General features: G+C 60.5%; 21 protein-coding genes. 3 read left to right on the top strand and 18 right to left on the bottom strand.

Features of this window, described 5'->3' with window-relative positions; all coding sequences use genetic code 11:
- Positions 1-12: 12 nt before the first annotated feature.
- The 11 genes from RHP72_RS28145 to RHP72_RS28095 form a co-directional block, all read right to left on the bottom strand.
- Positions 13-1647, bottom strand: coding sequence for an AMP-binding protein (locus tag RHP72_RS28145; protein ID WP_311094105.1), 1635 nt, complete (start codon positions 1645-1647; stop codon positions 13-15).
- Between the two features lie 35 nt (positions 1648-1682).
- Positions 1683-2594 carry an acyl-CoA thioesterase II gene (locus tag RHP72_RS28140; protein WP_003942886.1) on the bottom strand — a complete coding sequence of 304 codons (912 nt, stop codon included), beginning with the start codon at positions 2592-2594 and terminating at the stop codon, positions 1683-1685.
- Between the two features lie 8 nt (positions 2595-2602).
- On the bottom strand, positions 2603-3757 hold the full coding sequence (locus RHP72_RS28135; protein ID WP_165638491.1) for an acyl-CoA dehydrogenase family protein: 1155 nt from the start codon (positions 3755-3757) through the stop codon (positions 2603-2605).
- Positions 3758-3794: 37 nt separating this feature from the next.
- Positions 3795-5306 carry a long-chain-fatty-acid--CoA ligase gene (locus RHP72_RS28130; protein ID WP_003943142.1) on the bottom strand — a complete coding sequence of 504 codons (1512 nt, stop codon included), beginning with the start codon at positions 5304-5306 and terminating at the stop codon, positions 3795-3797.
- A gap of 79 nt (positions 5307-5385) precedes the next feature.
- A complete protein-coding gene (locus RHP72_RS28125) occupies positions 5386-5802 on the bottom strand; it encodes a MaoC/PaaZ C-terminal domain-containing protein (protein WP_003943245.1) in 417 nt (138 codons plus the stop codon).
- Positions 5799-6221, bottom strand: coding sequence for a MaoC family dehydratase N-terminal domain-containing protein (locus RHP72_RS28120; protein WP_007735631.1), 423 nt, complete (start codon positions 6219-6221; stop codon positions 5799-5801). The genes RHP72_RS28125 and RHP72_RS28120 overlap by 4 nt, the downstream gene beginning before the upstream one ends.
- The gene (locus tag RHP72_RS28115) at positions 6218-7120 is read right to left on the bottom strand and encodes an SDR family NAD(P)-dependent oxidoreductase (protein ID WP_003943051.1); all 903 of its coding nucleotides are present in this window, start codon (positions 7118-7120) and stop codon (positions 6218-6220) included. Before RHP72_RS28115 ends, RHP72_RS28120 begins: the two co-directional genes overlap by 4 nt.
- A gap of 68 nt (positions 7121-7188) precedes the next feature.
- Entirely contained in the window at positions 7189-8379 is a 1191-nt protein-coding gene (locus RHP72_RS28110; RefSeq protein WP_003943007.1) for a lipid-transfer protein, read from the bottom strand.
- Positions 8380-8444: 65 nt separating this feature from the next.
- Positions 8445-9608, bottom strand: coding sequence for an acetyl-CoA C-acyltransferase (locus RHP72_RS28105; RefSeq protein WP_256082918.1), 1164 nt, complete (start codon positions 9606-9608; stop codon positions 8445-8447).
- A 30-nt stretch (positions 9609-9638) separates the two neighbouring features.
- Entirely contained in the window at positions 9639-10796 is a 1158-nt protein-coding gene (locus RHP72_RS28100) for an acyl-CoA dehydrogenase family protein (RefSeq protein ID WP_003943151.1), read from the bottom strand.
- 42 nt (positions 10797-10838) lie between these two features.
- On the bottom strand, positions 10839-11642 hold the full coding sequence (locus RHP72_RS28095) for an SDR family NAD(P)-dependent oxidoreductase (protein WP_209448100.1): 804 nt from the start codon (positions 11640-11642) through the stop codon (positions 10839-10841).
- A gap of 749 nt (positions 11643-12391) precedes the next feature.
- On the opposite strand from RHP72_RS28095, the gene RHP72_RS28090 reads away from it, so the two are divergent.
- Complete coding sequence (locus RHP72_RS28090; protein WP_372510007.1) at positions 12392-13762, top strand: MFS transporter; 1371 nt, start codon at positions 12392-12394, stop codon at positions 13760-13762.
- Positions 13763-13889: 127 nt separating this feature from the next.
- Positions 13890-15113: a TetR/AcrR family transcriptional regulator gene (locus RHP72_RS28085; RefSeq protein ID WP_238565268.1), complete on the top strand. Its 1224-nt coding sequence runs from the start codon at positions 13890-13892 to the stop codon at positions 15111-15113.
- Between the two features lie 34 nt (positions 15114-15147).
- On the opposite strand, the gene RHP72_RS28080 is transcribed toward RHP72_RS28085, so the two are convergent.
- The 7 genes from RHP72_RS28080 to RHP72_RS28050 all read right to left on the bottom strand — a co-directional run bounded on the left by RHP72_RS28080 (position 15148) and on the right by RHP72_RS28050 (position 22072).
- A complete protein-coding gene (locus RHP72_RS28080) occupies positions 15148-15855 on the bottom strand; it encodes an alpha/beta hydrolase family protein (protein WP_311094908.1) in 708 nt (235 codons plus the stop codon).
- 140 nt (positions 15856-15995) lie between these two features.
- The gene (locus tag RHP72_RS28075; RefSeq protein WP_003943219.1) at positions 15996-16391 is read right to left on the bottom strand and encodes a RidA family protein; all 396 of its coding nucleotides are present in this window, start codon (positions 16389-16391) and stop codon (positions 15996-15998) included.
- A gap of 49 nt (positions 16392-16440) precedes the next feature.
- Positions 16441-17391, bottom strand: coding sequence for an alpha/beta fold hydrolase (locus RHP72_RS28070; protein ID WP_311094104.1), 951 nt, complete (start codon positions 17389-17391; stop codon positions 16441-16443).
- Positions 17392-18051: 660 nt separating this feature from the next.
- Positions 18052-18744: an alpha/beta hydrolase gene (locus tag RHP72_RS28065; protein WP_209448098.1), complete on the bottom strand. Its 693-nt coding sequence runs from the start codon at positions 18742-18744 to the stop codon at positions 18052-18054.
- Between the two features lie 69 nt (positions 18745-18813).
- Positions 18814-20100, bottom strand: coding sequence for a lipase family protein (locus RHP72_RS28060; RefSeq protein ID WP_209448097.1), 1287 nt, complete (start codon positions 20098-20100; stop codon positions 18814-18816).
- A gap of 232 nt (positions 20101-20332) precedes the next feature.
- Complete coding sequence (locus tag RHP72_RS28055) at positions 20333-20980, bottom strand: TetR/AcrR family transcriptional regulator (RefSeq protein ID WP_209448096.1); 648 nt, start codon at positions 20978-20980, stop codon at positions 20333-20335.
- Between the two features lie 225 nt (positions 20981-21205).
- On the bottom strand, positions 21206-22072 hold the full coding sequence (locus tag RHP72_RS28050) for a helix-turn-helix transcriptional regulator (protein WP_311094103.1): 867 nt from the start codon (positions 22070-22072) through the stop codon (positions 21206-21208).
- A gap of 205 nt (positions 22073-22277) precedes the next feature.
- On the opposite strand from RHP72_RS28050, the gene RHP72_RS28045 reads away from it, so the two are divergent.
- Positions 22278-23048, top strand: a complete 771-nt coding sequence (locus tag RHP72_RS28045; protein ID WP_257232913.1) for a dTDP-4-dehydrorhamnose reductase — start codon at positions 22278-22280, stop codon at positions 23046-23048.

The following is a 23048-nucleotide window of genomic DNA, read 5'->3' as shown; positions in this document are numbered from 1 at the left end:
AACCGGGTGGAACTAGAGCCGCGACTTCTGCACCTTTCCCGTTGGAGTCAAAGGTAGCGCCTCGATGAACTCGACTGCATGGATGCGCTGGTAGGGAGCCACCTTCTCACTCACGTATTCCACGAGTTCGGATGCCGAAACCCTGGCCGCGCCCGGCGATCTTACGACGAAGGCCACCGGGATCTGCCCGACTTCGTCATTGGGCCTGCCGATCACCGCACTCTGCGCGACGCCGGGGTGGGAGCACAGCACCTCCTCGAGCTGAACCGGATATACGTTGTACCCCTTGTAGATGATCATGTCTTTGCTCCTGCCGACGACATACAGATTTCCATCGCTGTCGAATCTGCCCAAGTCGCCGGTCTTGAGCCAACCGTCACGAAATTGGAGCGCGGTCAGTTCGGGTGCGGCGAAGTGCCCGGCGGTGACTTGCGGTCCACTCGCCCAGATCTCGCCCACTTCACCGGCTGTGACTTCCTCTTCGGTTTCCATGTCTCGCAATGATATTCGCGTGTCGAAGACCGGTAAGCCTACGCTGCCGATCGGTGATCGCGCATCTGGGTTGTTGAGTTGATTGGTGAGAATGGTTGTCGCCTCGCTGAGTCCGTAACCCTCGATGACCTTCGCGTTCGAGAATGTCTCGCCCATGCGACGCAACGTGGTCGTGTCGATGGGTGCAGCACCTGAGAACACCGAACGCACCGAACTCAAATCGTGAGTCGATTTGGTCGAGGCCTCGAGGAGTAGGTGGTAGAACGCCGGTGCGCCGATCAGTCTGTCGATCTTGTGGCGCTCGATGGTTGCGAGGTACTCGTGAGGATCGAACCTGCCGAGTACGAGGGTGGTGGTACCGGCAAGTACGTGATTGCACTGTCCGACGAGAGCCAGTCCGTGAAAATACGGTGCGACGACGGCAATGACGCCCTCGCCCATTCGCTCCGAATTCTCGTGTACAGCAGTGGGTACCGGAACCATCCGAATGCCACCGGCTTCGTCGATTTCCGGAAGAGACGAGCTACGCCACGCTGTGGTCTGTATCGTGCTGGCCACCAGATTGCGGTGCAGAACCTGAACGCCCTTCGAGCGGCCTGTGGTGCCGCCGGTGAGCTGAAGATGTGCGACGCCTTGTGAACTCGCCAGTTTTCGGGTGAGGGCCGGCGACTCGAGAAGATGAGAGAGATCGACGTCACTGATTGCGCTGTCTTGCGACGGGCAGTTCGCCGGGGCCGCCGCGGTCGGGGGAGCGACGACGGTGAATTCGAGCCCCGAGTTCTGTGCCGCACGGAATGCCGCCACACTGGACGGGTGAACCACCGCGGCACGAGGCGAGAACTCTGCCAACAATTCTCGCAGTGTTTCCGTCGGCTGAGTGTGGTTGACCGGGCATGCCACGGCGCCGGCACACAGAATTCCGAAGTAGGCGACCGGGTACCACAGGGAATTGGGCATCAGGAGAACTACACGATCGCCAGGTCGAATGCCCCTGTCGGACAGTCCTTGCGCTATGCGGAGCGCGTGATCGTGGAGTTCGATGAAAGTGAGAGCCTGGTCGCCGTCCCGTAGGGCAATACGATCTCCGTAGGCGCGTGCCGAACCGGCGAGAACAGCGTCGAACGCAACGTCGGGATACTCGAGAGATACTGGCATGAAGGGCATTCCGTGCACATCTACTCCTGACGTAGTTAACCTGCCTGCATGGTCGCGGCGAGCTTCGGCCGCGTGTCGAAAGTGGGAGCGTGCTTTTCGCGAATGAGAACTTCCTGAGTGACAGTGGCAACCAAAACCCCTGTGCGGGTCCAGAATTCGCCACTGGACAGACCCCGTCCGTCCCCCGACGTAGGGCTGCGTTGAACGAACAGCAACCATTCGTCGGTTCGGCAAGGGCGGTGGAACCACACGGCGTGATCGAGTGAAGTGAGAAAGAGCTTCTGGGATGGACTTCCCCCGCCGATCAGATCGAGATGACCGAGGGCGGCGGTTCGCGCCAGCGTGAGGTCCGAGCAGAACGCAAGTGCGGCGGCGTGCATCCCGTGATCGCTCGATACTTCACCTGCGATGCGAATCCACATGCGGCGGTCCCTGCCACCGCCGTGGTCGGCAGCGTCGTCGTCGGCCGAATCTCCGCTGATCGGGCGCACCTGCACTGCCTGGCGAATGGCCGAGGACGTGATGCCCGACCAGAATCGATCAACGGATTCGCTCTGTGCCGGAATTGATTCCGGTGTGGGAACGTGGGGCATCGCAATATGGCGATCGGGTCCGAGTTCCTCCTTCTTGAAGGATGCGGTCAGTGAGAGCAGCGCATTGCCGCCCTGGAAGGCGGTCACCTCTCGTAGTGCATAGGTGCCACCGTCTCGGAGGATTCGCACTCGGTACTGCACCTCGGCGCCCGGTCGGCCCATGGACAGGAAGTACGCGTGAAGCGAGTTCACGTACCGTACAGGGTCGACGGTGCGGTGCGCAGCGAGCAGGGCCTGCGCGACGACATGGCCGCCGTAGGCGCGATCTGGGCCACCGGCACAGCAGGTTCCGCGAAATTCGGGTGCCCCGCCGTATGCAGTGCCTGCGTGAGTGAGCTGCAACAGTTCGTCCATCGGGGCTCCTATCGGCTCAGGGATTTCGCGATGATCGTTTTCATGACTTCGCTGGTGCCGCCGTAGATTCGCGACACCCTCGTGTCCGCGTACAACCGTGCGATCGGGTATTCGAGGATGTACCCGTAGCCGCCGTGCAGTTGTAGACACTTGTCGATCACGCGGCCTGCCATCTCGGTACAGAAGAGCTTGCAGATCGCAGCGTCGACGGCACTCAATTCGCCGGCGTCTTCGAGTGCGACGGCGTGATCGACCATTGTCTGACCTGCGGCGAGATCCGTAGCGCATTCGGCAAGAACGAATTTGGTGTTCTGGAAGTCTGCGACCGGTTTTCCGAAGACTCGTCGGTCGCTGGTGTAGGAAACCGCGTGGGCGATGGCAGCGGCTGCGGTGGCGCACCCTCCGGCCGCCATGGCGAGGCGTTCGCGGGGCAGGTTCTGTCCGAGGTAGCTGAAGGCCGCTCCTTCCTCGCCGAGTACATCGGTGACCGGTACCCGGACGTTGGTGAACGAGACCTCGCAGGTATCGCTGAATTTCAAACCGATCTTGTCCAATCGGCGACCAACTTCGAAGCCGGTGGATTCGGTGTCGACGACAAACAGCGAGAGCCCGCCTCTGCGATTCTCACCTGGGTCGCCGGTACGGGCGACCACGACCATGTGTGTCGCCTGAGAGGCGTTGGTGATAAAGGTCTTTGCGCCGTTGAGGATGTAGCTTTCTCCGTCGTCGGAGAGCTTCGCGGTGGTGCGAATGGCGGCCAGATCCGAACCCGTCCCCGGCTCGGTCATCGCCACGGCAAGCACGGCCTGCCCACTCGCACAGGCGGGCAGCCAGCGCTTCTTCTGATCCTCGTTTGCGAGAGTGAGCAAGTAGGGCAGAACGATTCCGGCGCTCGCGTGGTAGTTACCCAATGAGACACCGGCCAGCGCGGCTTCCTCTCCGATGATCATCAGATAGCGGTAGCTCGTCGCCCCCGCGCCGCCGTATTCCTCCGGGATGTCGAAGCCCATGACTCCCAATTCTCCGAGCTTGCGGTAGAACTCGCGTGGCGCGTAACCCTGTTCCTCCCACTTCGCGAACTCAGGGACGACCTCCCTGTGTAGAAAACCCCGGAACACCTCGCGAAAGGCATCGTGCTGATCGTCGAAGATTGTGCGCTTCATGGGAAGTCTCCTTGTTCCGCGGACGACGCGGGGTTGGCTAGGTGTAGAGGCTGCGCAGTGAACGTTTGTCGGTCTTACCGGTGGCCGTGGTCGTCAGTGCTTCGACGAAGGCAACCGTGCGCGGTGCTTTGTACCCTGCGATTTGGGTTTTGACGTGCTCGCGAATTTCTTCGGCGGTGGCATGCAGTTGTGGGTTGAGGACCACCACTGCATGCACGCGCTCGCCCCACTGAGCGTCGGGCAGGCCGATGACGGCGCAGCGCAACACAGCGGGGTGGTTGGCGACGGCGTCCTCCACCTCGGCCGAATAGACGTTCTCGCCGCCGGTGATGATCATGTCCTTGGCGCGATCGACGATGAAGATGTAGCCCTCATCGTCCATGTACGCGAGGTCTCCGGTGTGCAGCCAGCCCCCGCGTAGCGCTTCGGCGGTCTCCTCCGGACGATTCCAGTATCCGAGCATGATGTGCTCGCCGCGGGTGACGATCTCTCCGACAGTGCCCCGTGGCACCTCGTTGCCTTCCCGGTCGACGATGATGATTTCGGCGTGCAGGCTTGCACGGCCCGCCGAGCGCAGGCGAGGACCACCGGCCCGGTGATCCGATCCGAGCAGGGAGACGATGACCGCGGTCTCCGTCATGCCGTACCCCTGGACGAAGTTCGCGTTGGGGAAGCGCGACATCGCGCGTTCCAGGATGGCCGCGGGCATCGGGGCGGCTCCGTACACAATCGATTTGACGCTGGTGACGTCCGTGTCCGAAAAGGCCGGATGGTTGTAGAGCATCTGCAACATGCTCGGGATCGCAGTCATCGTGGTGACCCGACGGCCCGCGATCAGGCCGAGCACGTCGCCGGCGTCGAAGCGGTTGGCGAACACGACTGTGCCGCCGACCACGGTCTGGGCCATCATGCCGAGCAATGCGGCAATGTGGAACAGAGGAGCCATCACCAGAGTTATGCCACCGATCTCGCAGGACCGGGCAAAGCCGGTACCGCCGAGCAGGGCGGTGGAGAGACTGCGATGAGAGTGCATGACGGCTTTGGGAGTGCCGGTGGTTCCGCCGGTGTAGATCAGCGCGGCCAAGGTGTCGCCGCCGGCACGCACGTCCTCGACCTCGGGGCCTTCGACGATCAGGTCTTCGAAACCAGCCATTCCGGCGGGAGCCGGCTCGTCGCCCATGTAGACGAGCGTGACAGTGGCGTCGAGTCCGGTCACCAGTAGCCGGCATTCCTCGTCGACGAGTACAAAAGCGCTGCCGACTCCGGTGACCGCGTCGGTGACTTCACGGACGGAACCGTGACGGTTTACGAGATTGACGACAGCGCCGATCCACCACGTCGCCATCAACGACTCGAAGTAACGGTCGGAGTTGAACGCCAGGATGCTGACCCGGTCGCCCGGACCCACGCCACGCTCTCGCAGGGCTCCGGCGAGTCTGGCGACTCGCTTCGCGATCTGTGGGGCATTGCGCTCGCGATGCTCGCAGACGGTCAAGGGTCGGTGCGGCTGTTGTTGAACCGCCCTGTGCAGAAGGTGGGTCAGATGCATGGGCTGGCGTGCTCCTCGAGTCGGGTGGTGCTGACGGCGGATAGTCGAGATGCCGACGAATCGACACCCCGACCTCGAGTTAATCGATCAGGAATTCCGCGTCTCCGACGAGGGCCTTGACGCCGTTCTGACGAGCGCAGACAAGTTCGACACGAGCACGTCGACCGTCCTCGGCCTCGTAGGTGTCGACGACGACAGCAGAGCAGGTGAGTTCGTCACCGGGCCAGACCTTGTCGGCGAATCGAATCTTGAACCGACGCAGGTTCTCGACACCCAGCCAGTCGGTGACGTAGCTGGCCAGCATGCCTGCCTGAAGCATGCCGACGGAGAACACGGACGGGAAGCCGGTCTCACGGGCGAACGTGTCGTCGTGGTGCAACGGATGGAAATCACCCGAGGCACCCTGATACTTGACGAAGTCGGTGCGAGTCAGTGGAGGGAAGGTCTTGCTCTCGGCCTGTTGTCCGGCTACGACGGTTTCGGTCGTGGTCGTCATTTCCCCTCCTCCTTGCCGCCCGTTGTGGCGGTCTCGATGATCGTGCTGTTCTGCGTCGCGATCAGTTCTCCGGACTCGTCTCGGAACTCGGTGATCATCTTCGCGAAGGTCATCACACCACCGCGCTTTCCGGGCTTTTCGAAGCGGTCACCGACAGTTGTCTCGGCGGTCAGCTTCTGGCCGGCTCGTGGAAGTGGGCCGTGGAAGATGTATTCCTCCTCACCGTGGAGGATGCGACGACGGTCGAATCCGAGCTTGGCGAAACCGGATTGGTCTGCGGGCTCCCAGATCATTCGGCCGCTGGTGAGCATGGTCGGCGGGATCACCGCATCCTCGCCGGCATGCTGTTCTGGGTTTGCCTTCACGGCCCGGACGAATTCCTGGACCTTGCTGTAGTCGAGCGGAAACGTGTAACTCACTTGGTTTCTCCTTCGATCTTCGGGATGCCGGCGCGCCGGGTCTCGACCGACTTGAGGAAGGCGTCGTCGCCGAGAAGCTTTGTCAGTTCTCCGATGTCGAGCTGCCGGTCCTCACGAATTTCGTCGGCGATCGAGTAGCCGCCGTAGAGACCCACGTAGCCGCCGTAGACGGCAAAAACCTGTCCGTTGAACGCGCACTCGGCGCTCGACAGGTAGGCCACGAGTGACGAGCAGTTGGCGGGGTTGTAGCGATCGAAGACTGACTCGTCGACGGGCTCACCGACCAAATCCTTGATGCCGGGCGTGGCTTTGACAGGTTCGGTGCGCGCCACGGGAGCGATGGCATTGGCCTTGACGCCGAATCGCTCGAATTCGCGAGCGGCGTTGACTGCCTGGATGGCCAGACCGGCCTTGGCGGCGGAGTAATTCCACTGCCCGTAGTTGCCGTGCAGTCCGGATCCGGAACTGGTGTTGACCAGGTTGCGTGTCTCCTGCACGCCTGCCTTCGACTGGTCGCGCCAATATCTCACGGCGGCGCGGGTAGCAGAGAAGGTTCCCTTGAGGTGTACAGCGATGACCGAGTCGAACTCTTCCTCGGTCATGTTCCACAGCATCGCGTCGCGGATGATACCGGCGTTGTTGACCACCGAGTGCAAGTTTCCGAAGGTGGATACTGCTGCGTCGGTTAGCTTCTCACCGACGGCCATTTCCGCGATCGAGCCCTCTACCGCGATGGCCGAGCCGCCGGCAGCGACGATTTCGTCTGCCACCTGCTGTGCTCCGCGCAGGTCGTTGACCACGATGCTGGCGCCTTCGGCTGCCATGAGTAATGCGTGTTCGCGACCGAGGCCTGCGCCGGCCCCGGTGACGATGGCAACGCGTCCGTCGAGTTGTCCCATGATGTTTCCTTTCGTTCTTCGCGCCGAGCTACGGCGCGGCGGTGTTGACGTGTTGGCGGAAGTGGTTGCTAAGCAACCTTTTCGTAGAGCGTGATGACGCCGGCGCCGCCGAGACCGAGATTGTGCTGCAGTGCAAGCTTTGCTCCGTCGACCTGTCGTGCGTCGGCGGTGCCGCGCAACTGCCACACCAGTTCCGCACACTGCGCCAAGCCGGTGGCGCCGAGCGGATGCCCCTTGGACAGCAGACCACCGCTGGGGTTCACTACAATCCGGCCGCCGTAGGTGTTGTCGCCGTCGAGGATGAACTTCTCGGAGCACCCTTCGTCGACCAATCCGAGGGCCTCGTAGGAGAGCACCTCGTTGACCGAGAAGCAGTCGTGCAATTCCACGACCTGGATGTCGCGTGGATCCACTCCGGCCTTTTCGTAAATCCGTTGCGAAGCAACTCGAGTGATGTCCGCACCGACCACTTTGAAGACGTCGTCGTCGGTGAAGACGCTGGGAAAGTCGGTGACCAACTCTTGAGCTGCGATCGCCACGCCCGGTGTGAGGCCGTGGGCGCGCGCGAAATCTTCGCTGCATACGATGGCGGCGCCGGCTCCGCAGGTGGGCGGGCAGGCCTGCAAACGAGTCAGCCCGCCGTACAGTGCCTTTGATTCGAGCACTTCCTGCTCGGTGACCGGCTCACGGAAAACCGCGTACGGGTTGTTGGCAGCGTGCTTGCGGGATTTGACCGAGATCTTCGCGAACAGATCCGGCGAGACCCCGTACCGCTTGGAGTACTCCTGCGCAGCGGCACCGAAGTACTGCATCGCCATGGACGGGTTGGCGGGGTCGATGCCGTAGGTGCGGTCGAGGACTTCCGCGTGTCGCTCCATCGGAGCCGGGCGGTCTCCCCAGTGGTTGACCAAAGCGCCAGGCTGCATCTGCTCGAAGCCAACGGCGAGTGCGCATTCGACGACGCCCGACTCGACGGCTTGTCTGGCCAACCACAGCGCGGACGAGCCACTCGCGCAGTTGTTGTTGACGTTGACAACCGGAATTCCGGTCATACCCGCGCCGTAGATGGCGCGTTGGCCACTCGTCGAATCCCCGTACACGTAGCCGGCGTAGGCCTGCCCGATCTTGTCGAATCCGATTCCGGCGTCCGCGAGTGCGTTGACAATGGCCTTCGCGCCCATCTCGTAGTAGTGCTCGCTGCGCCCTGGCTTCGTGAACGGGATCATTCCGACCCCGGCGACTAGTACTTTGCGACTCATCGGTGCTCCCTTGTGATTACTGGTCTTCGTGGATTGGTGGTTGATTCGTTGTGTGTGAGGCGCATTCAGAGCAACTCGAGGATGGTGGCATTGGCCATGCCGCCGCCCTCACACATCGACTGCAAGCCGTAACGGATTCCCTCGTCACGCATGTGGTGCACCATCGTGGTCATCAACCGCGCGCCGGAGCCTCCCACGGGATGCCCGATGGCCATGGCGCCGCCGTTGGGGTTCATCAGCGAATAGTCGGCTCCGGTCTCGCGCAACCAGGCCAGCGACACGGCGGCGAATGCTTCGTTGATCTCGAACGTGCCGATGTCGGAGAGCGTCAACCCGGACTTCTTCAGCGCCAACGCCGTTGCCGGGATCGGGCCCTTGAGGATGCTCACCGGATCGGTACCGGTCACGACCGCAGTGTGAATGCGGGCGATCGGTGTCCAACCGTGTTCACGCGCAACGTCACTGGTCGTCACGAGGAGCGCGGCGGACCCGTCGGAAACCTGGGAAGCGTTTCCCGCCGTGATCTCGGTTCCCTCGAACGCTGCCGGCAGCTCGGCGAGGCGTTCCATGGTCCCGCCGCGACGGATACCTTCGTCCGCCTCGATGATCCGGGTGGCGCCTTCGGCGTCGGTGACCGCGACCGGAGCGATCTGGCCGGCGAAACGGCCGGCGTCGACAGCGGCAGCAGCTCGGGCATGCGAGTCGAGGCCGTGTCGATCCATGTCGGCGCGACTGATGCCGTACTCGTCGGCGATCATCTGAGCGCCGAGTCCTTGGTTGAATCGCTCGATGTCGTAGCGCCCCAGCACTAGTGGACCGTGCATCGGCCCGTAGTCGCCGGCACGCGCAGCCGCGCCGAGCGGGATGACGCTCATCATCTCGACTCCGCCCGCGACTGCGACGTCGTACTGGCCCGAGATCACGCCCGCTGCCGCCTGGTGTACGGCCTGCTGCGAAGAGCCGCATTGACGGTCGACTGTCACGCCAGGGACATGTTCGGGCCATCCTGCACCGAGTACTGCCGACCGGGCGATACAGCCGGCCTGCATGCCGAGGGTTCCGACGCAACCCCAGATCACGTCGTCGACGATTGCGGGGTCCAGCCCGGTTCGCTCTGCCAGCGTGCGCAGAACGTGCGCTGACAGATTGACTGCATGCGTGGTGGACAACCCGCCACCACGTTTGCCGATCGGTGTCCGTACCGCATCGACAATGACTGCATCACGCATGAAAGCTCCTGTGTCCGAGTCGGTTGGAGATCAGAGACCGATGTCCTTGGCGATGATGGTCTTCATGACTTCGCTGGTACCGCCGTAAATGCGCGAGACTCTCGTGTCGGCGTACAGGCGAGCGATCGGATATTCGAGGATGTACCCGTAGCCGCCGTGCAGTTGTAGGCACTTGTCGATCACGCGGCCTGCCATCTCGGTGCAGAACAGCTTGATGCGTGCAGCATCGGCGGCGGTGAGTTCTCCGGAGTCGTCGAGATCGAGTCCCTTGTCCGCCAGTGCCTGCGCGGCAGCGACTTCGGTAGCACATTCGGCAAGAACGAACTTGGTGTTCTGGAAGGATGCAACAGGTTTACCGAAGACTTGACGCTGGCGGACGTACTCCGACGCGAACTCGATCGCCGCGGCCGCACATGCGGTCTGGCCGACACCGATGGAAAGTCGTTCGCGGGGGAGGTTTTGGCCGAGGTAGGAGAATCCCTTGTCCTGCTCGCCGAGGAGATTCTCGACCGGAACTCGAACATCGGTGAACGAGAGTTCGTTGGTGTCGGAAGACTTCATACCGATCTTGTCGAGCTTGCGTCCGAAATTGAAGCCGACACTGTCGGTGGGAACTACCAGGAGGCTGAGTCCGAAGCGTCGGTCCTCCTCGGACGGCGCGGAGGTTCGAGCGGCTACGACGCAGAGTTCCGAGTTGCGGGCACCGGTGATGAAGGTCTTGGCACCGTTGAGGATGTAGTGGGTGCCGTCTTCGGACAGGCGCGCCGTGGTCTTGATGCCTGCCAGATCCGATCCGGTTCCCGGCTCGGTCATGGCGATGCAGAGCATGGTCTCGCCGCTCGCCACGCCTGGAAGCCACCGCTGCTTCTGCTCGTCGTCGGCAAGGCGCAGCAGGTACGGCAGCACGATGCCGATGCTCACTCCGTAGTGTCCGAAACTTACTGCTGCACGAGCTGTTTCCTCTTGGATGACAGCTTGGAATTTGAAGCTGGTGGGCCCGGCGCCACCGAACTCCTCGGGGATGTCGAAACTCGTCGCGCCGAGTTCTGCAAGCTGGTTGAACAACTCACGCGGTACCTGATTCGCGTTCTCCCACTCCGGGTAGTTCGGCGTCACCTGCTTGGCGATGAAGGTCCGGATGGTCTCGCGGAATGCCTCGTGCTCGGGGGCATAGACGGTACGTTTCATGATGCGCTCCTGAAGATTTGTGGTGAGATGACGTGTTTTGGGTCAGACGCGTCCGGCGTCGACGACGAGGCACTGGCTGTTGATGTAGTCCGATTCGGGAGTGCACAGCAGGTACACCGCCCCCGCGGCTTCCACCGGATTGCCGCCTCGGCCGAATGGGATCATCTTCGACGCGACGGCCAAGCGATCAGGGTTGACGCCGACGCGAATCTCGCGGCCGTCGATCGTCAACGTCGCGTTCGCGTCCGCGGACACCTCGGTCATTCTCGTGATGATCAGTCCGAAGGCCACTGCGTTGACGTTGACCCTGTACCGACCCCATTCCTTGGCAAGAGTCTTGGTCAGTCCGATCAGTCCGGCTTTGGCGGCGGCGTAGTTGGATTGGCCGGCGTTCCCGTAGTACCCCGACACCGACGACACGTTCACCACCTTGCGGTGGTATTCGGTCGGGTTGGCTTTGATGAAAGGTTGCGCCGCACGCAGGATGCGGAACGGCGCTTTGAGATTCACGTCCACGATGGTGTCCCACTGCTCGTCGGTCATCTTCTGAATCACCGAATCCCAGGTATATCCGGCGTTGTTGACGATGATGTCCATACCACCGAAGGTCTCGACCGCAGTGCTGACGAATCGCTCCGCGAAACCGTCCTCGGACACTGAACCCACTACGCTGACTGCTTGCCCGCCGGCCGCCTTGATGTCGTGCTCGGTCTGTGCAGCAGCTTCGGGATCCAAGTCGTTGATTGTCACCGCTGCACCCTCGCGGGCGAATTTGAGTGCGATTTCTCGACCGATCCCACGTCCCGACCCGGATACGAGAGCGACCTTTCCCTCCAGGTTACCCACGGTCCCAGTTCCCGCGATCCCATTTCCCACGGTGTTCCCTTTCGAGTGAAGAGTGTTGTAGCGAAACGTAATTGGCGGTAGTCCAGGCCGGTGGTTGCTCCGGCGCTGCGATATCCCGAGGCGTCGTGGCTCCGGGAGCTTCATTCGCAATTACTGATGATTCACTTTTAGGCCTTAAAAGTATGTATGTCAAGCATCTTCGCTGTCACAGCTGGTCAAGCGCTATTCCAATGCGTTCACAGTTGCGTGCAACCTTGGCAGGATGGGGCGTAGGTGGCGAGTGACGGACACTCTGGGGTGCCGGAAGCTGTCGATTGTCACCGCACGTGTTGGGGCATCGTGCGGTTGGGTTTCGAGGGAACTGGCCTTTCGGCAAGGTCACCAGTGTCGTCGGTAGTTCGAAGTGACCCTTGACACAGTAGGGAAAATAGCTCAAAGTGAATCCCAAGTAATTCCCTGAAGCGACATTGCATGAGAAATGCCCGCGCACGGATGGCTGAACGGAAAATTTCGACCTGAGGGAGGCGGGCATCGAACTGTCTGTTTCTGCTTATCTGGCAGTGCTATTCGGTGGTTTTCTCTCAAGGAATGGCCAACTGACGTGTCTTCTCTGCGGAAGAAGAGCGTGATGGATCTCGATTCCAAACATCGATGTGAACTCGAAGTGTCACCAAACCAAGCGACAAGTCTGCCCCTGCACTGCGTTGGCAGTGCCCGTTGATCAAACCGTCTCCTCGAAGGATCCGACAGTGACAACACCCCGGACCACACCCAAGGCAACGCCTCGTCAAGTGGCAACACACCAACAAGCATCTTCGGGGACAGCAGTGCCCGCACCGCCCGAATCACGTCGCCGTGCTTGGGGTTTGACCTCGCTGCTGGTCTTCCTGACCGTCATCAACTGGGGCGACAAAGCGGTTTTGGGCATCATTGCCCAACCGTTGTCCAAGGAGTTGGGGTTGACAGCATCCCAGATCGGTCTCGTGGGTAGCTTGTTCTTCCTCACCTTCACGATCGGCGGTTTCTTTTCCGGAGCGATTGCCCGAATAACGACACTGAGATGGGCGCTGGCGGTGTTGGCCTTGCTCTGGTCGGCGGCAATGCTCCCGATGGTCATCACGGCGAGTTTTGCTGTGCTGGTGGTCAGTCGGATGCTGTTGGGTTTGGCTGAGGGGCCGAGCGGGCCCCTGACGCACACCGCCGCGTTCTCCTGGCATCCGCCGGCGAAACGTGGACTTCCAGGTGCGCTTCTCGCCGGGTCGGCCTCGCTGGCGAAGATTGCCGTGGCTCCCGCGCTTGCCTTCGTGACGGTCACGTGGGGGTGGCGTGCGGCCGTGGTTTGCATGGCGGTGCTCGGCGTGTTGTGGTGCGTGCTCTGGCTGCCCCTGTGGTCGCAGGGTCCCTATATCCGTAGTGGAAAGCGACGAGAAGAGGCGGGAGCCGGTGCAGCCGAGACCGACGAGCCGGCGGTGCCGTGGATACGCATCTTCCGAACGCGGACGTTCATCAGCTGCACAATGCTGGTGATGGCGATATACGCCATCGTCGCGGTTGTGCTGACCTGGCTTCCGTCGTACTTCGAAGTGGGCCTGGGATACAGCCGACTGCAGGCTGGTTCGATGTTCGCATTCCCCAGCATTGCGGGCCTGATCTTGATGTTGATCCTCTCCTCTTCCGGAGATCGTCTGACTTCTCGCGGCGCCACGTCCCGCCTGATTCGAATAATCGTTCCCTCGGTGGGTGTGCTCGTCAGCGGAATGATCATGGTGTTCCTGCCCTACGTGTCGGCCCCCGCGCTGGCGGTCGCGATCGTCTCGGTCGGATACGGGTTCCTCGCGTCCGGCTATCCGCTGATCATCGCCACGATCTCCGAAATATGTCCGCCCCGGCAGACAGCCGGAACGCTCGGAGTTTTCATGGCAATGATGGGAATCGGGGGTTTGATCGGCCCTTACGTGACCGGGCGGATCGTCGACGCTGCCGATACTCCGGCTGCGGGCTATGCCACTGCGTTCCAGGCCTTCGGATTGGTTGCGGTCCTGTTTGCGTTCGGAACCTTGATTTTCGCCAACCCCGAGCGTGACAAGGAGATCGTCTGGAAAGCTACGAGTCGAAAGTAGCTACCTGAGGTTCCCGAGTGTGCAGAATAGTAGGTAACTGGACTTTTCTGGTTATGAGTCGTCTTCATGCGAGTACACTCGCTTTGTGAATCTGACGCAATGACCGAATCGACGATAGGATGGCGGCGTGCCACGTGAAAGGGAACCGATGACTGCCGTCCGTCGACCCCGCGACCGTAAGCAACAGATATTGACAGCAGCAAGCGAGCTGTTCCGGGAGCACGGGTATCACAACATTTCTGTTTCGGATGTCACCGCTCGTGTGGACATCACGACGTCCGCGCTCTATCGCCATTATCGAAACAAGAACAGCCTGCTCTATCACGCGGTTCTGGCCGGGATCGAGTCTCTCAATGAATCTGTCGGCGGTGCAACGGATCTGTACACGTTGCTGACAACGCTGTCGGCAACGTCGGTCGAGCGCCGCGGGCTGCCGCTGTTGTGGCAGCGTGAAGCCAGGTATCTGGACGACGACCAACGAGAGATGCTGCGTAAGAAGTTGCGGTTCAGTACCTCTCGCATCTCGGAGCTGGTGCAAGCGCACAGGTCTGACCTTTCCGACTCCGACAGTCGGCTGCTGGCGTACTCGATCCTTGCAGTGTTCAGCAGTTCGTCAAGTCACCGAATCTCGATGCCTCCCCGCCAGATGGAGGCACTGCTGTTCGACCTTTCGGCGCGTGTTTCCCTGTCCCCCATCGGGTCTGCGGACCCCGACGTTCCCGCTGCGCGCACAGAGGTCATCTCCATACCCGTTTCGCGACGCGAACAACTACTGACTGCGGCGATTCAACTGTTCGACGAACGCGGGTATCGAACGGTGAGCAACGAGGACATCGGCGCGGCCTGCGGGACGACAGGCCAGAACGTGTACAACCATTTCGATACAAAGCTCGACATTCTGTCCACGGCAATCACCCGTGGTTTCGACCGACGTGACCTTGCCGTGAGGCAGGCCCTGTCGCAAGTAGGCGATTCGAGCCAGACGCTCGACATTCTCTTGGGTGTTCATATCGCGTTTGCCCTGGAAGACGGACACCTCATCGGTTTGATGGCGACGGAACTCGCCGAGCTTCCCGACAACACCCGAAAGGCATGTGTCCAAGCTCAGCGGGACTACCTGGAGCTGTGGGTTAGAGCGCTCAGTGAAGTTCGCCCCGGCTTGGATGCCACCGAGGCGAAGTTCACCGTGAGTGCAGCAATGACGTTGATCGGCAACGCTATCCGTATCGGAAGCGTTCGGCGCCGTGCGGACCTCGCAGACCGACTGACAGAAATATGCATCGCTTTGATGACGGAGACTTCGGATCCCGCTGCGTCATTGGTGGACGCCGGCGTTGGTGCCACTCCGTAGTCTCGGAGCGGCACATCGGCACCCACAGAACGAGTCAGTCGCGCCCGGCTTCGACCAGCTTCTCGGCGAGGGTCGCTGGTGTAGTGAAAATCGCTTCGTGGCTTCCTGCCATCTGAACGATCCTGCACAGGCCGAGTCTGCTCGAAAATCGTGGATGCCAAGCGAACTCGCCGTGGGGCATTGCGGTGTCTTCCGTGCAGTTCAGGTAGGAAGTCCTCATCGTCCCGGAGTTGACGAGTTCGTAGAACTTCGTGAGATCAAGTTTGTCTTCCAACATAGTGACCGGTGTCGGACATAGAGACTCGTAGGCGCTCATGGCTGTCTCGTGATCGGCGTCGTTCAAGAACGCTTCTCGCCACACGTTCCAAGGCAAGGAGAACATTCCATCCACCGCTCCTTCGCGCACCATCTCTCGATAGTGAGCAGGGGACTCGTCGTTGATGCTGTTGCCATTCGCTGGAACAAAGGCGTTCCAATACACAAGTCGTCGAATGCGGTCAGGAAATACCTCTGCGACCTTGGAAATGACCGTGCCGCCGAAGCTGTGTCCCACCAGAATGAAATCCGTGATGTCTCGCTCGGTGATGTACCGAACGATCGACTCGACACCGTCCGCGTGTCGGACACTCATCTGTGATACCCCGAACCCCGAGACCGTGGGCGTGTACACGCGATGGCCGACTGCAAGCAGGTGTTTCGCCACTGGTGCCCAGTGCTCCCCGGTATGCCAAGCTCCATGCACGAGAACGAAAGTGTATTGCTGCGCCACGACTATTCCTCCATTACGTAAGTTCGCTTGCCGAAAAGAAATTCATCCGTGAGATCGAATATGAGTACCGCTCTGCGGAATTGGAGATATCCGTCAATTTCGTTCGAGGTGCCCTAGCGGACTGCCACAGCTTCGATCTCGACCAGCATTGCCGGGTCGGACAGCCCGGTAGTCTCAGCCATCAAGCTGGCTGGTGAGCATTGGTAGGTTTCGAGGGCATCGAGAACAACATCGTAGTTCGAGGTTGCAGCAGCTATGTCTCTGACAAAGATGCGGATCTGTACTACGTCTCTGAAACTGAAGCCCGCAACTTCGAGGGTGCGGTCGATGTTGACAAAAGTCGTTGCAACTTGGGCTCTGAAGTCGCCGACGCCTCCGCGTGTGTCCACGCTGCCTCGTCCCTCATGCCCCGATACGAAGAGAAACTCCGAAGGTGCGCTGATTCTGACCGCGGCGTTGTATCCGAACCTACCCGTAATGAGTTGTGGAGCAATGTTTTCGCGCTGCATTTCGAGTGGCGTCCAATCTGAATCGTCGATAGTTTCGCCGCTGATCGAGTCAGCGGTCGTAGGACAATATCTGCTTGGCGACTGCTCGGGGAGCGGAGATCATCCCGTCGTGCCCGGTGTTGATCCGATCGAGTTGCCACTCGCGCGAGTTGTTCAGCACCCGCTGCTTCGACGCTTGGATGTCGGGGAAGGCGGGCTCGGTGAAGTCGATGTAGTGCCGTGGAAGTCCAGCTCCAGCCGGACCGGTGAGAGTGACTGTGTCACTCCAGGTCGACCATGGGTGCGCAGTGAGTTGCCTTTTCGCCCAATCGATGTCATTTCGATCGGTGAGACCGAACATCGTGGGATCTGTCGGGGCGGGTACAGCGTGCCCGCCGGTGGCAGCGACAAGCGTTCGGAGTACCTCCTGACTGCCGAGTGGCATTGTGGACAGCACTGTCTCACCGTTTTCGATGACGACAGCGTCGAGGTAGACCAATCGACGGATCTTCTCAGGCATCCGGTCAGTCACCGAGGTTATGTAAGCACCACCGATGCTGTGGCCGACCAGTACGAAGTCTGTGAGCTCCTCTGCTTCAATCGTCCGAATGATGTCGTTGACAGCGTCGTCGTAGCTCAACTCTGCATGGAGGAGATGGGATCGGTCACCTACGCCGGTGATCGTCGGAGTGATCACTCGGTTTTCGCCGCGTTGCAACATCGGCGCGAGTTTGCGCCAACACCAACCTCCATGGCTGCCACCGTGAACGAGAAGGTAGTCCGGTCGCGCGGGGGAAGCTGAAGAGACGCCGGTGACTGCGGTAGCAGTTGCAGGGGCAGCGGGTGTGACTGCGGCTGCGAGTGCCGCCGCCCCTGCGAACAGCGTGCGCCGATTCACTCGCGAGTGAATCCTCGACGGCTCGCCGGCTACACCTCGCTCGGAAGCATGCGACATTCTGCTGTGCGTTCGAGTTGCGCTGTTCGGGGCCGTCAGGGCCCCGAAGGGCATGGGAGAGGTCATCCACCTAGCCTGCCGATCTACACACCTGCTGAACATGTTGGTCAGACCACGAAACATGTCCTTGCGTTCGCTTGCCTTGCCTTGCCTGCCTGGGCGGGGGCCTATCGATGCGTGGGCTTGGACGCTGCAGAGTCGACATTCACTGCGATCTTGACTTGCGGCTCGCCAGTCTGTCGGATCCCCGTAACCGATCAACTAACGAAATCAGCATCTCCTGGGAATCAAACGACAAAGCGTTTGTCAGTCCGAGAAGATGCTTCACCGGTTCATCCGACAACTGGGCAATGAGCAAGGCATCCGAGTGTCGCGAGTCTTCAGTTCCTGAATCGCCTCGGCTGTCGAAGAAGTGGCTGGTTGTGACACCGAAGAACTGTGCGAGGCCATGCATCACAGTCGCTGACGGGGCGCGGCGAACCCCGGTGCGAAGTTGAGAAAGGTAGGGCGTCGATATGCGATACCCCTGCTGGCGAAGTGCGTCGCAGACTCGTGCATTGGTCAATCCAGGTTGGCGGGTTGCGAAAAGAGCGTTCAATCTGATGCAGAAAACGCTGTATCCATGCTCGCTCAGCAATTCTCTGCTCTCCGTGTGGCGTACCGGTTCGGTCCGATACCCCCCGAGCGGGCCGGGACCTGCCGCTCGGGGGATGAGTGATCGGGTTGTCAGACTTGAATGTCGCTGAGCGCGTCGACGATCAAGTCGGTTACCGCTGACGGCTGCGACGCCAAGGATGCGTGCCCAGCCGGCAGCTCGACGAGTTTGCGGGGGTTCATTCGCCCAGCCATCATGCGCTCGTTGTCGGGATGGATCATTCGATCTTCACTGGAGACCTGGTACCAGCTCGGCTTGACCTTCCACGCCGGTGCAGTAACCGCGTCACCGAAAGTACTTGCCAATGGTGCTTTTTGGGTAACTGCCATGATCAGTGAGTCATTGACGTCGAGATCCTGACAGAAGCTTTCGCGATACTTTTCCTGAATGATCCACAGGTATCCGTCGGAGTCCGGTGTCAGATTTGCGGCAGCGGCGGGTGGGTTCTGTTGGGTGATACCGCCCGGGCTTTCGCCGGCATCGGGTGCAAACGCTGCGATGTACACCAGCCCGACGACGTTGGGGAGGTCCCCCATTTCGGTGATGACTGCACCGCCATAGGAGTGACCGACCAGCAGAACAGGGCCTTGAATCTGCTCGACCATCTTGCGCGTGCGTTCGGCATCGTCAGCGAGTGATGTCAGAGGCAGTTCGACGGCGCGGAGATTCGAATATCCCCTGGCGTGCAAATCGACGATGACTTTGCCCCAGTGGGCCGCGCCGCCCCAAAAACCGTGTACCAAAACAACAGTTACGTCAGCCATGCCGTTCCCTTCGGTTGGTGTTCCTTGTTTTCGGCAGTGGCCAGGCCATCGGCGTTCTCGGTCAGCCCGTCAGGCACTGCACGCTGAGTTGACCGGTGCCTTGTTGATTCGGTCCCACAGGAACTTTGCCGCTAGCGGCATTCCGGTCGCCGTTCCGAAATCATGGCTGAGAGTTGACCCCGGTAGTAATGGCGGCGTGATGTCGTCTTGTGTGTATTCGACTTCCGCTCCCAATGCGCACCATCTGTCTCTCAGTGCTGCAACGGAATCAGCGGGAACGATGTCGTCGTTGGTGGACGTGTGCAGGTATACCGGGGCAGAGGGGGTCGTGCGTCCGATCTGTTGATCGTCGACTACTGCCGCGAGTTCCGGCTCTTCGGAGAGGATCTGAGAGAAGGATTTTCCGTCGACGGTGTAATCGGTACTACGAGTACCCAACGATGTCAGCCCGGTATCCGGCACGCATTGCGTCGCACTGGTCGTAAGCCATTGTTTTCCCTCCTCGTTGAGCCGCTTGTCGAAGATCGGACCTAGCTCGGGGTATCTCGCCATCAGGCTGTTGAGGGTGTACCCGATCGCTCCGGTGAGTAGTGACCCGTCTGCCTTGCGGAGAACTTCGCGCAGATCGGGATCGGCTGCCCCCGCGTAGGTACCGAGCATGTGCAGCTCTGGTGCCCGCTCGCCGACGATTTCTGCAGCGGATGCGCTCGCCCCGCCGCCCTGGGAGTAGCCCCAGAACGCGATCGGCGTGGAGTCAGGCAGATTCCACAGTTGATTCGAGGCGCGCGCGGCATCGACGACGGCGTTGCCCTGCTCGACCCTGTTGACGTAGGTGTGAATCCCGGGAGTGCCAAGTCCGATGTAGTCGGGCATGACTACTCGAAACCCTGCGGTGAGCAGCAAGCCGGCGTCGGCGACGTTGTAGTTGACGGGCAAGCTCAACTGAGGGCTGATCTGAATATTGAAGGCCCACGCAAGGTTCTTCGAACCGGCGCATTGATCGCCCTGGCCGAACGTACCCGGAGCGACGACCACGGTAGGTCGTTCACCGGGCCCGCGCCAGGGAAACGCCGGCGTGATGGCTGCGCCCGTGGTGGCCACGGGAGTTCCGTCCACGAGAGTGGAGGTGTACATGATCTTCTCGCCATTGCCCGGCCAAGTGCCAGGGATGCCGGGTATCTGACCGAGCAGAGGGGTAGGCTCGGACTTGATCATCGTGCCCTCCCCTGCCGGCAATGTCGTGGGTGGTTGATAGAAATCTTGCGATTCCGCTTGTGCAAGAGCGAGATTCATGGAAAATGCTCCGACAGCGAGGAAGCCCACTGTCGTGAGACGGAGCAGCGCAGCTTTGTGCATTTCTTCTCAGATCTTCCGTGTAAGACATTGTTGTCTAACTTTCCCTCAAGGTAGCGCACATGTGACGGGACTCGCAATGGTCGTCTCGCATCGGTGTTCGCCACAGTTGGAGTCTGTATGGGGCCCTGCACCGCGCGCCGCCGCTGAGGAAGATTCCGGCCTGCGGGAGAAGGGCCGGAAGGCAGAAGGGTTCCGAGGAAGACGCTGCAGCGTGTGGCGCGCCGCGGTCGAATCAGCTGGACGAGGTGTCGGTGCCGATCAGAGCGCTCAGAATCGTGGACATGACTTTGACAAGACCGTCGACGGGCGTGCGGGTGGGCGTAGTGCTCCACTGATGCACGAGAGCTATGAGTGCGCCGATGAATGCTGTCGACGCCATTTCGTATCCTCCGGGGGGAACGAAATCCTCACCCACGGCATTTTGAACTGTCGTTTTGAAGAACACGGCCCATTCTGTGCGCCGCTCTACTCGATGTGCTTCCACTCGCAGGCTGACCCCGACGATGTCTACGTACGAGATCTGAGCTCGCCGAGGATCGCTGCCGATCGACTCGACGAACGCTGTCATCGCCGTCTCTGCGAGATCGGCTAGTGTGTCGGGCTTTTCGTCAGTGATCGCAGTCAGCATCGCGTCCCGCGCATCGCTTTGGATCTGGTCGTACAGTGCGATCAACAGATCTTCGCGGCTGTCGAACTCGTCGTAGAACTGTCGTCGTGCAAGGCTCGCAGTGGTACAGATGTCCGCGACCGAACTCGAGGCGTAGCCCTTGTCCGAGAAGACTTCCAGCGCAGCCCAAATGAACTGCAGCCGCCTTTCGGCACGCCGAGCCGATACCGGTCGACCGCCGTAGTTTCGAGTCTCGTCGCTCACCTCCTGCACGCGTCCATGATAGTCGCCCGACTCGGCGGGCTACGCTGAGCCTCAGGCGTAGATGGCCTTCAAGTCGGAAGCGCAATTCGCGAGGACGGCGTCGCTCTCGAGCGAATAACTTCGGCGTCAGTTCGGCGGCATCGTGAGACCATTCGGGCGCGTTGACGCTCCCCACAGCCTGGCTGCTCCCGGCGCATCGCGACTCACTCGAAACGGGTGATGTGCAGGTAGGGATTATTCGGTTCGAGCTCGAGAGGGGTACTGAGAAGGTGACACCCCGTAATGCGTCTTGAACGCGGTACTGAGATTGAACGCATCCGAATACCCGGTCTTCTTTGCCAAACGATCCAATGTGAGCGATGGATCGACGATCAGCAAATCCGCGACCAAGGCCAGCCTCCACCGGCGCAGATGTTGCATCGGGGGTTCACCGACGGAACTTTTGAATTCAGAGACGAACATGGATCGCGACATGCCGGCAATGGCGCTCATCGCCGGCAGGGTCCATTTCTTCCCGGGATTTGAGTAGACCTCGCGCAATACGGCACTGATCGATTGACGGGGATCGTGCGACAGGTTCCCCACATTCCAACCGGCAGACCACTCCGCGAGCATCAGGCAGACAATCGATTCGAGGAGTCTGACCGCCGTGGATGGGAATCCTTTCCCATCGGCCCAGTTGTCGTGTTCCCGGGCAAGCGACTGCAGGACATGGGATACCGAGCTCACCTCTGAGGTTCTCGACGTCAAAAGATTCGGAAGATGATGCTCCAGAATCGAATACAGATTTCCTGCCGACTCGAAGGAGAATACGAGGACGGGTAGGCGGCTGGACCTTTCCGTTCGATCCGAATCGCGATGTGGTTCGGACAGGCGAAAGTCACGGTCAGCGGGCAGGCACAGGATGCCGACCTCACCAGCGTGGAGCGCTGTAACTTCTCCGCGTGAAGTGGTAGATGTTATCTCGAGTGATAGTTCAGTATTGCTGAAAATAAGGAACTTTCGGGAGAATCCCACCTCGAATGTCGACGACTCTGCAGACGCATCGAAGTCCTCGATGCCGGTGTTGGCGATGCCGGTGTTCGCGATATCGAAGCTCACGATACGAAATGCCGAGAGTGCGCTGTCTACGGGACTGAGCATCTCCTGATACTAGGCAAATGGAGAGTTGGAGGGGCGAAACGCAATCACATGGATCCTGAACCCTCGAGCATGGTGCGCTGACCGACGACGAAACTAGCGTTCAACCATGGCAAAAAGTAGAGAGATTTTGGTACTCGGAAGTACTGGCCAAACTGGTCGGATAGTGGCGGATTCACTGGAGAGCGAAGGACACGCGGTACGGCGAGCCTCCCGTTCGTCTCGGTCTACGCCCTTCGACTGGTTCACGCAGGACACGTGGCGGCAAGCAGTCGAAGGCGTCTCGCGCGCGTACGTGGTGCTGCCCGAAAGAGTGGTGGATTTTGGTGCCTTCGTGGACCTTTTGGAGAATTGCGGCGTGGAGCACGCAGTTGTTCTGACCGCTCGAAACCCATCCGTCAGTGGTGACGGCATAGCTGTCGGGGCCGAATTCGCGTTTGCCCAGTCGGCGGTGAAGAGCACTTTCCTTCAACCGAGTTGGTTCGCGCAGAATTTCACGACGGGTATGTTCGCGGGACAACTTCAGGCCACCGGCACATTGAGGCTCCCGGCGGGAACCGGTTCGGAGCCGTTCATCGATTACCGAGACATCGCAGAAGTGGCCTCCTCCATCCTTTCGATGGACGACCCTTCGCCGAGCGGTCCTTTGCCGCTGACGGGTCCGAAGTCCTACTCGTTCGAGGAAGCCCTCCGGGTCCTCGCTGATGTAACTGGCACGGATGCAGGGAGATTCGAATCGATCTCCGTCCTCGAATGGAAATCCGACGCAACCCGTATGGGAATTCCTGAATCTTTCGTGCAGTCGCTGACAAACCTGTTCGTTGCGATATCCAAAGGTCGTGACGATTACATTTCCAACGGTGTGCACGAGGTGCTCGGGAGGGAGCCTCGTTCACTTTCCGACACTTTTCGTGATCACTCGAACCTGACGAGCTGA

This window comes from Rhodococcus sp. SG20037 (genome assembly GCF_031763325.1).
Lineage (GTDB): Bacteria > Actinomycetota > Actinomycetes > Mycobacteriales > Mycobacteriaceae > Rhodococcus_F > Rhodococcus_F qingshengii.
The sequence above is the reverse complement of the archived record's forward strand: the minus strand, read 5'-3'. Positions and strand labels throughout refer to the sequence as shown.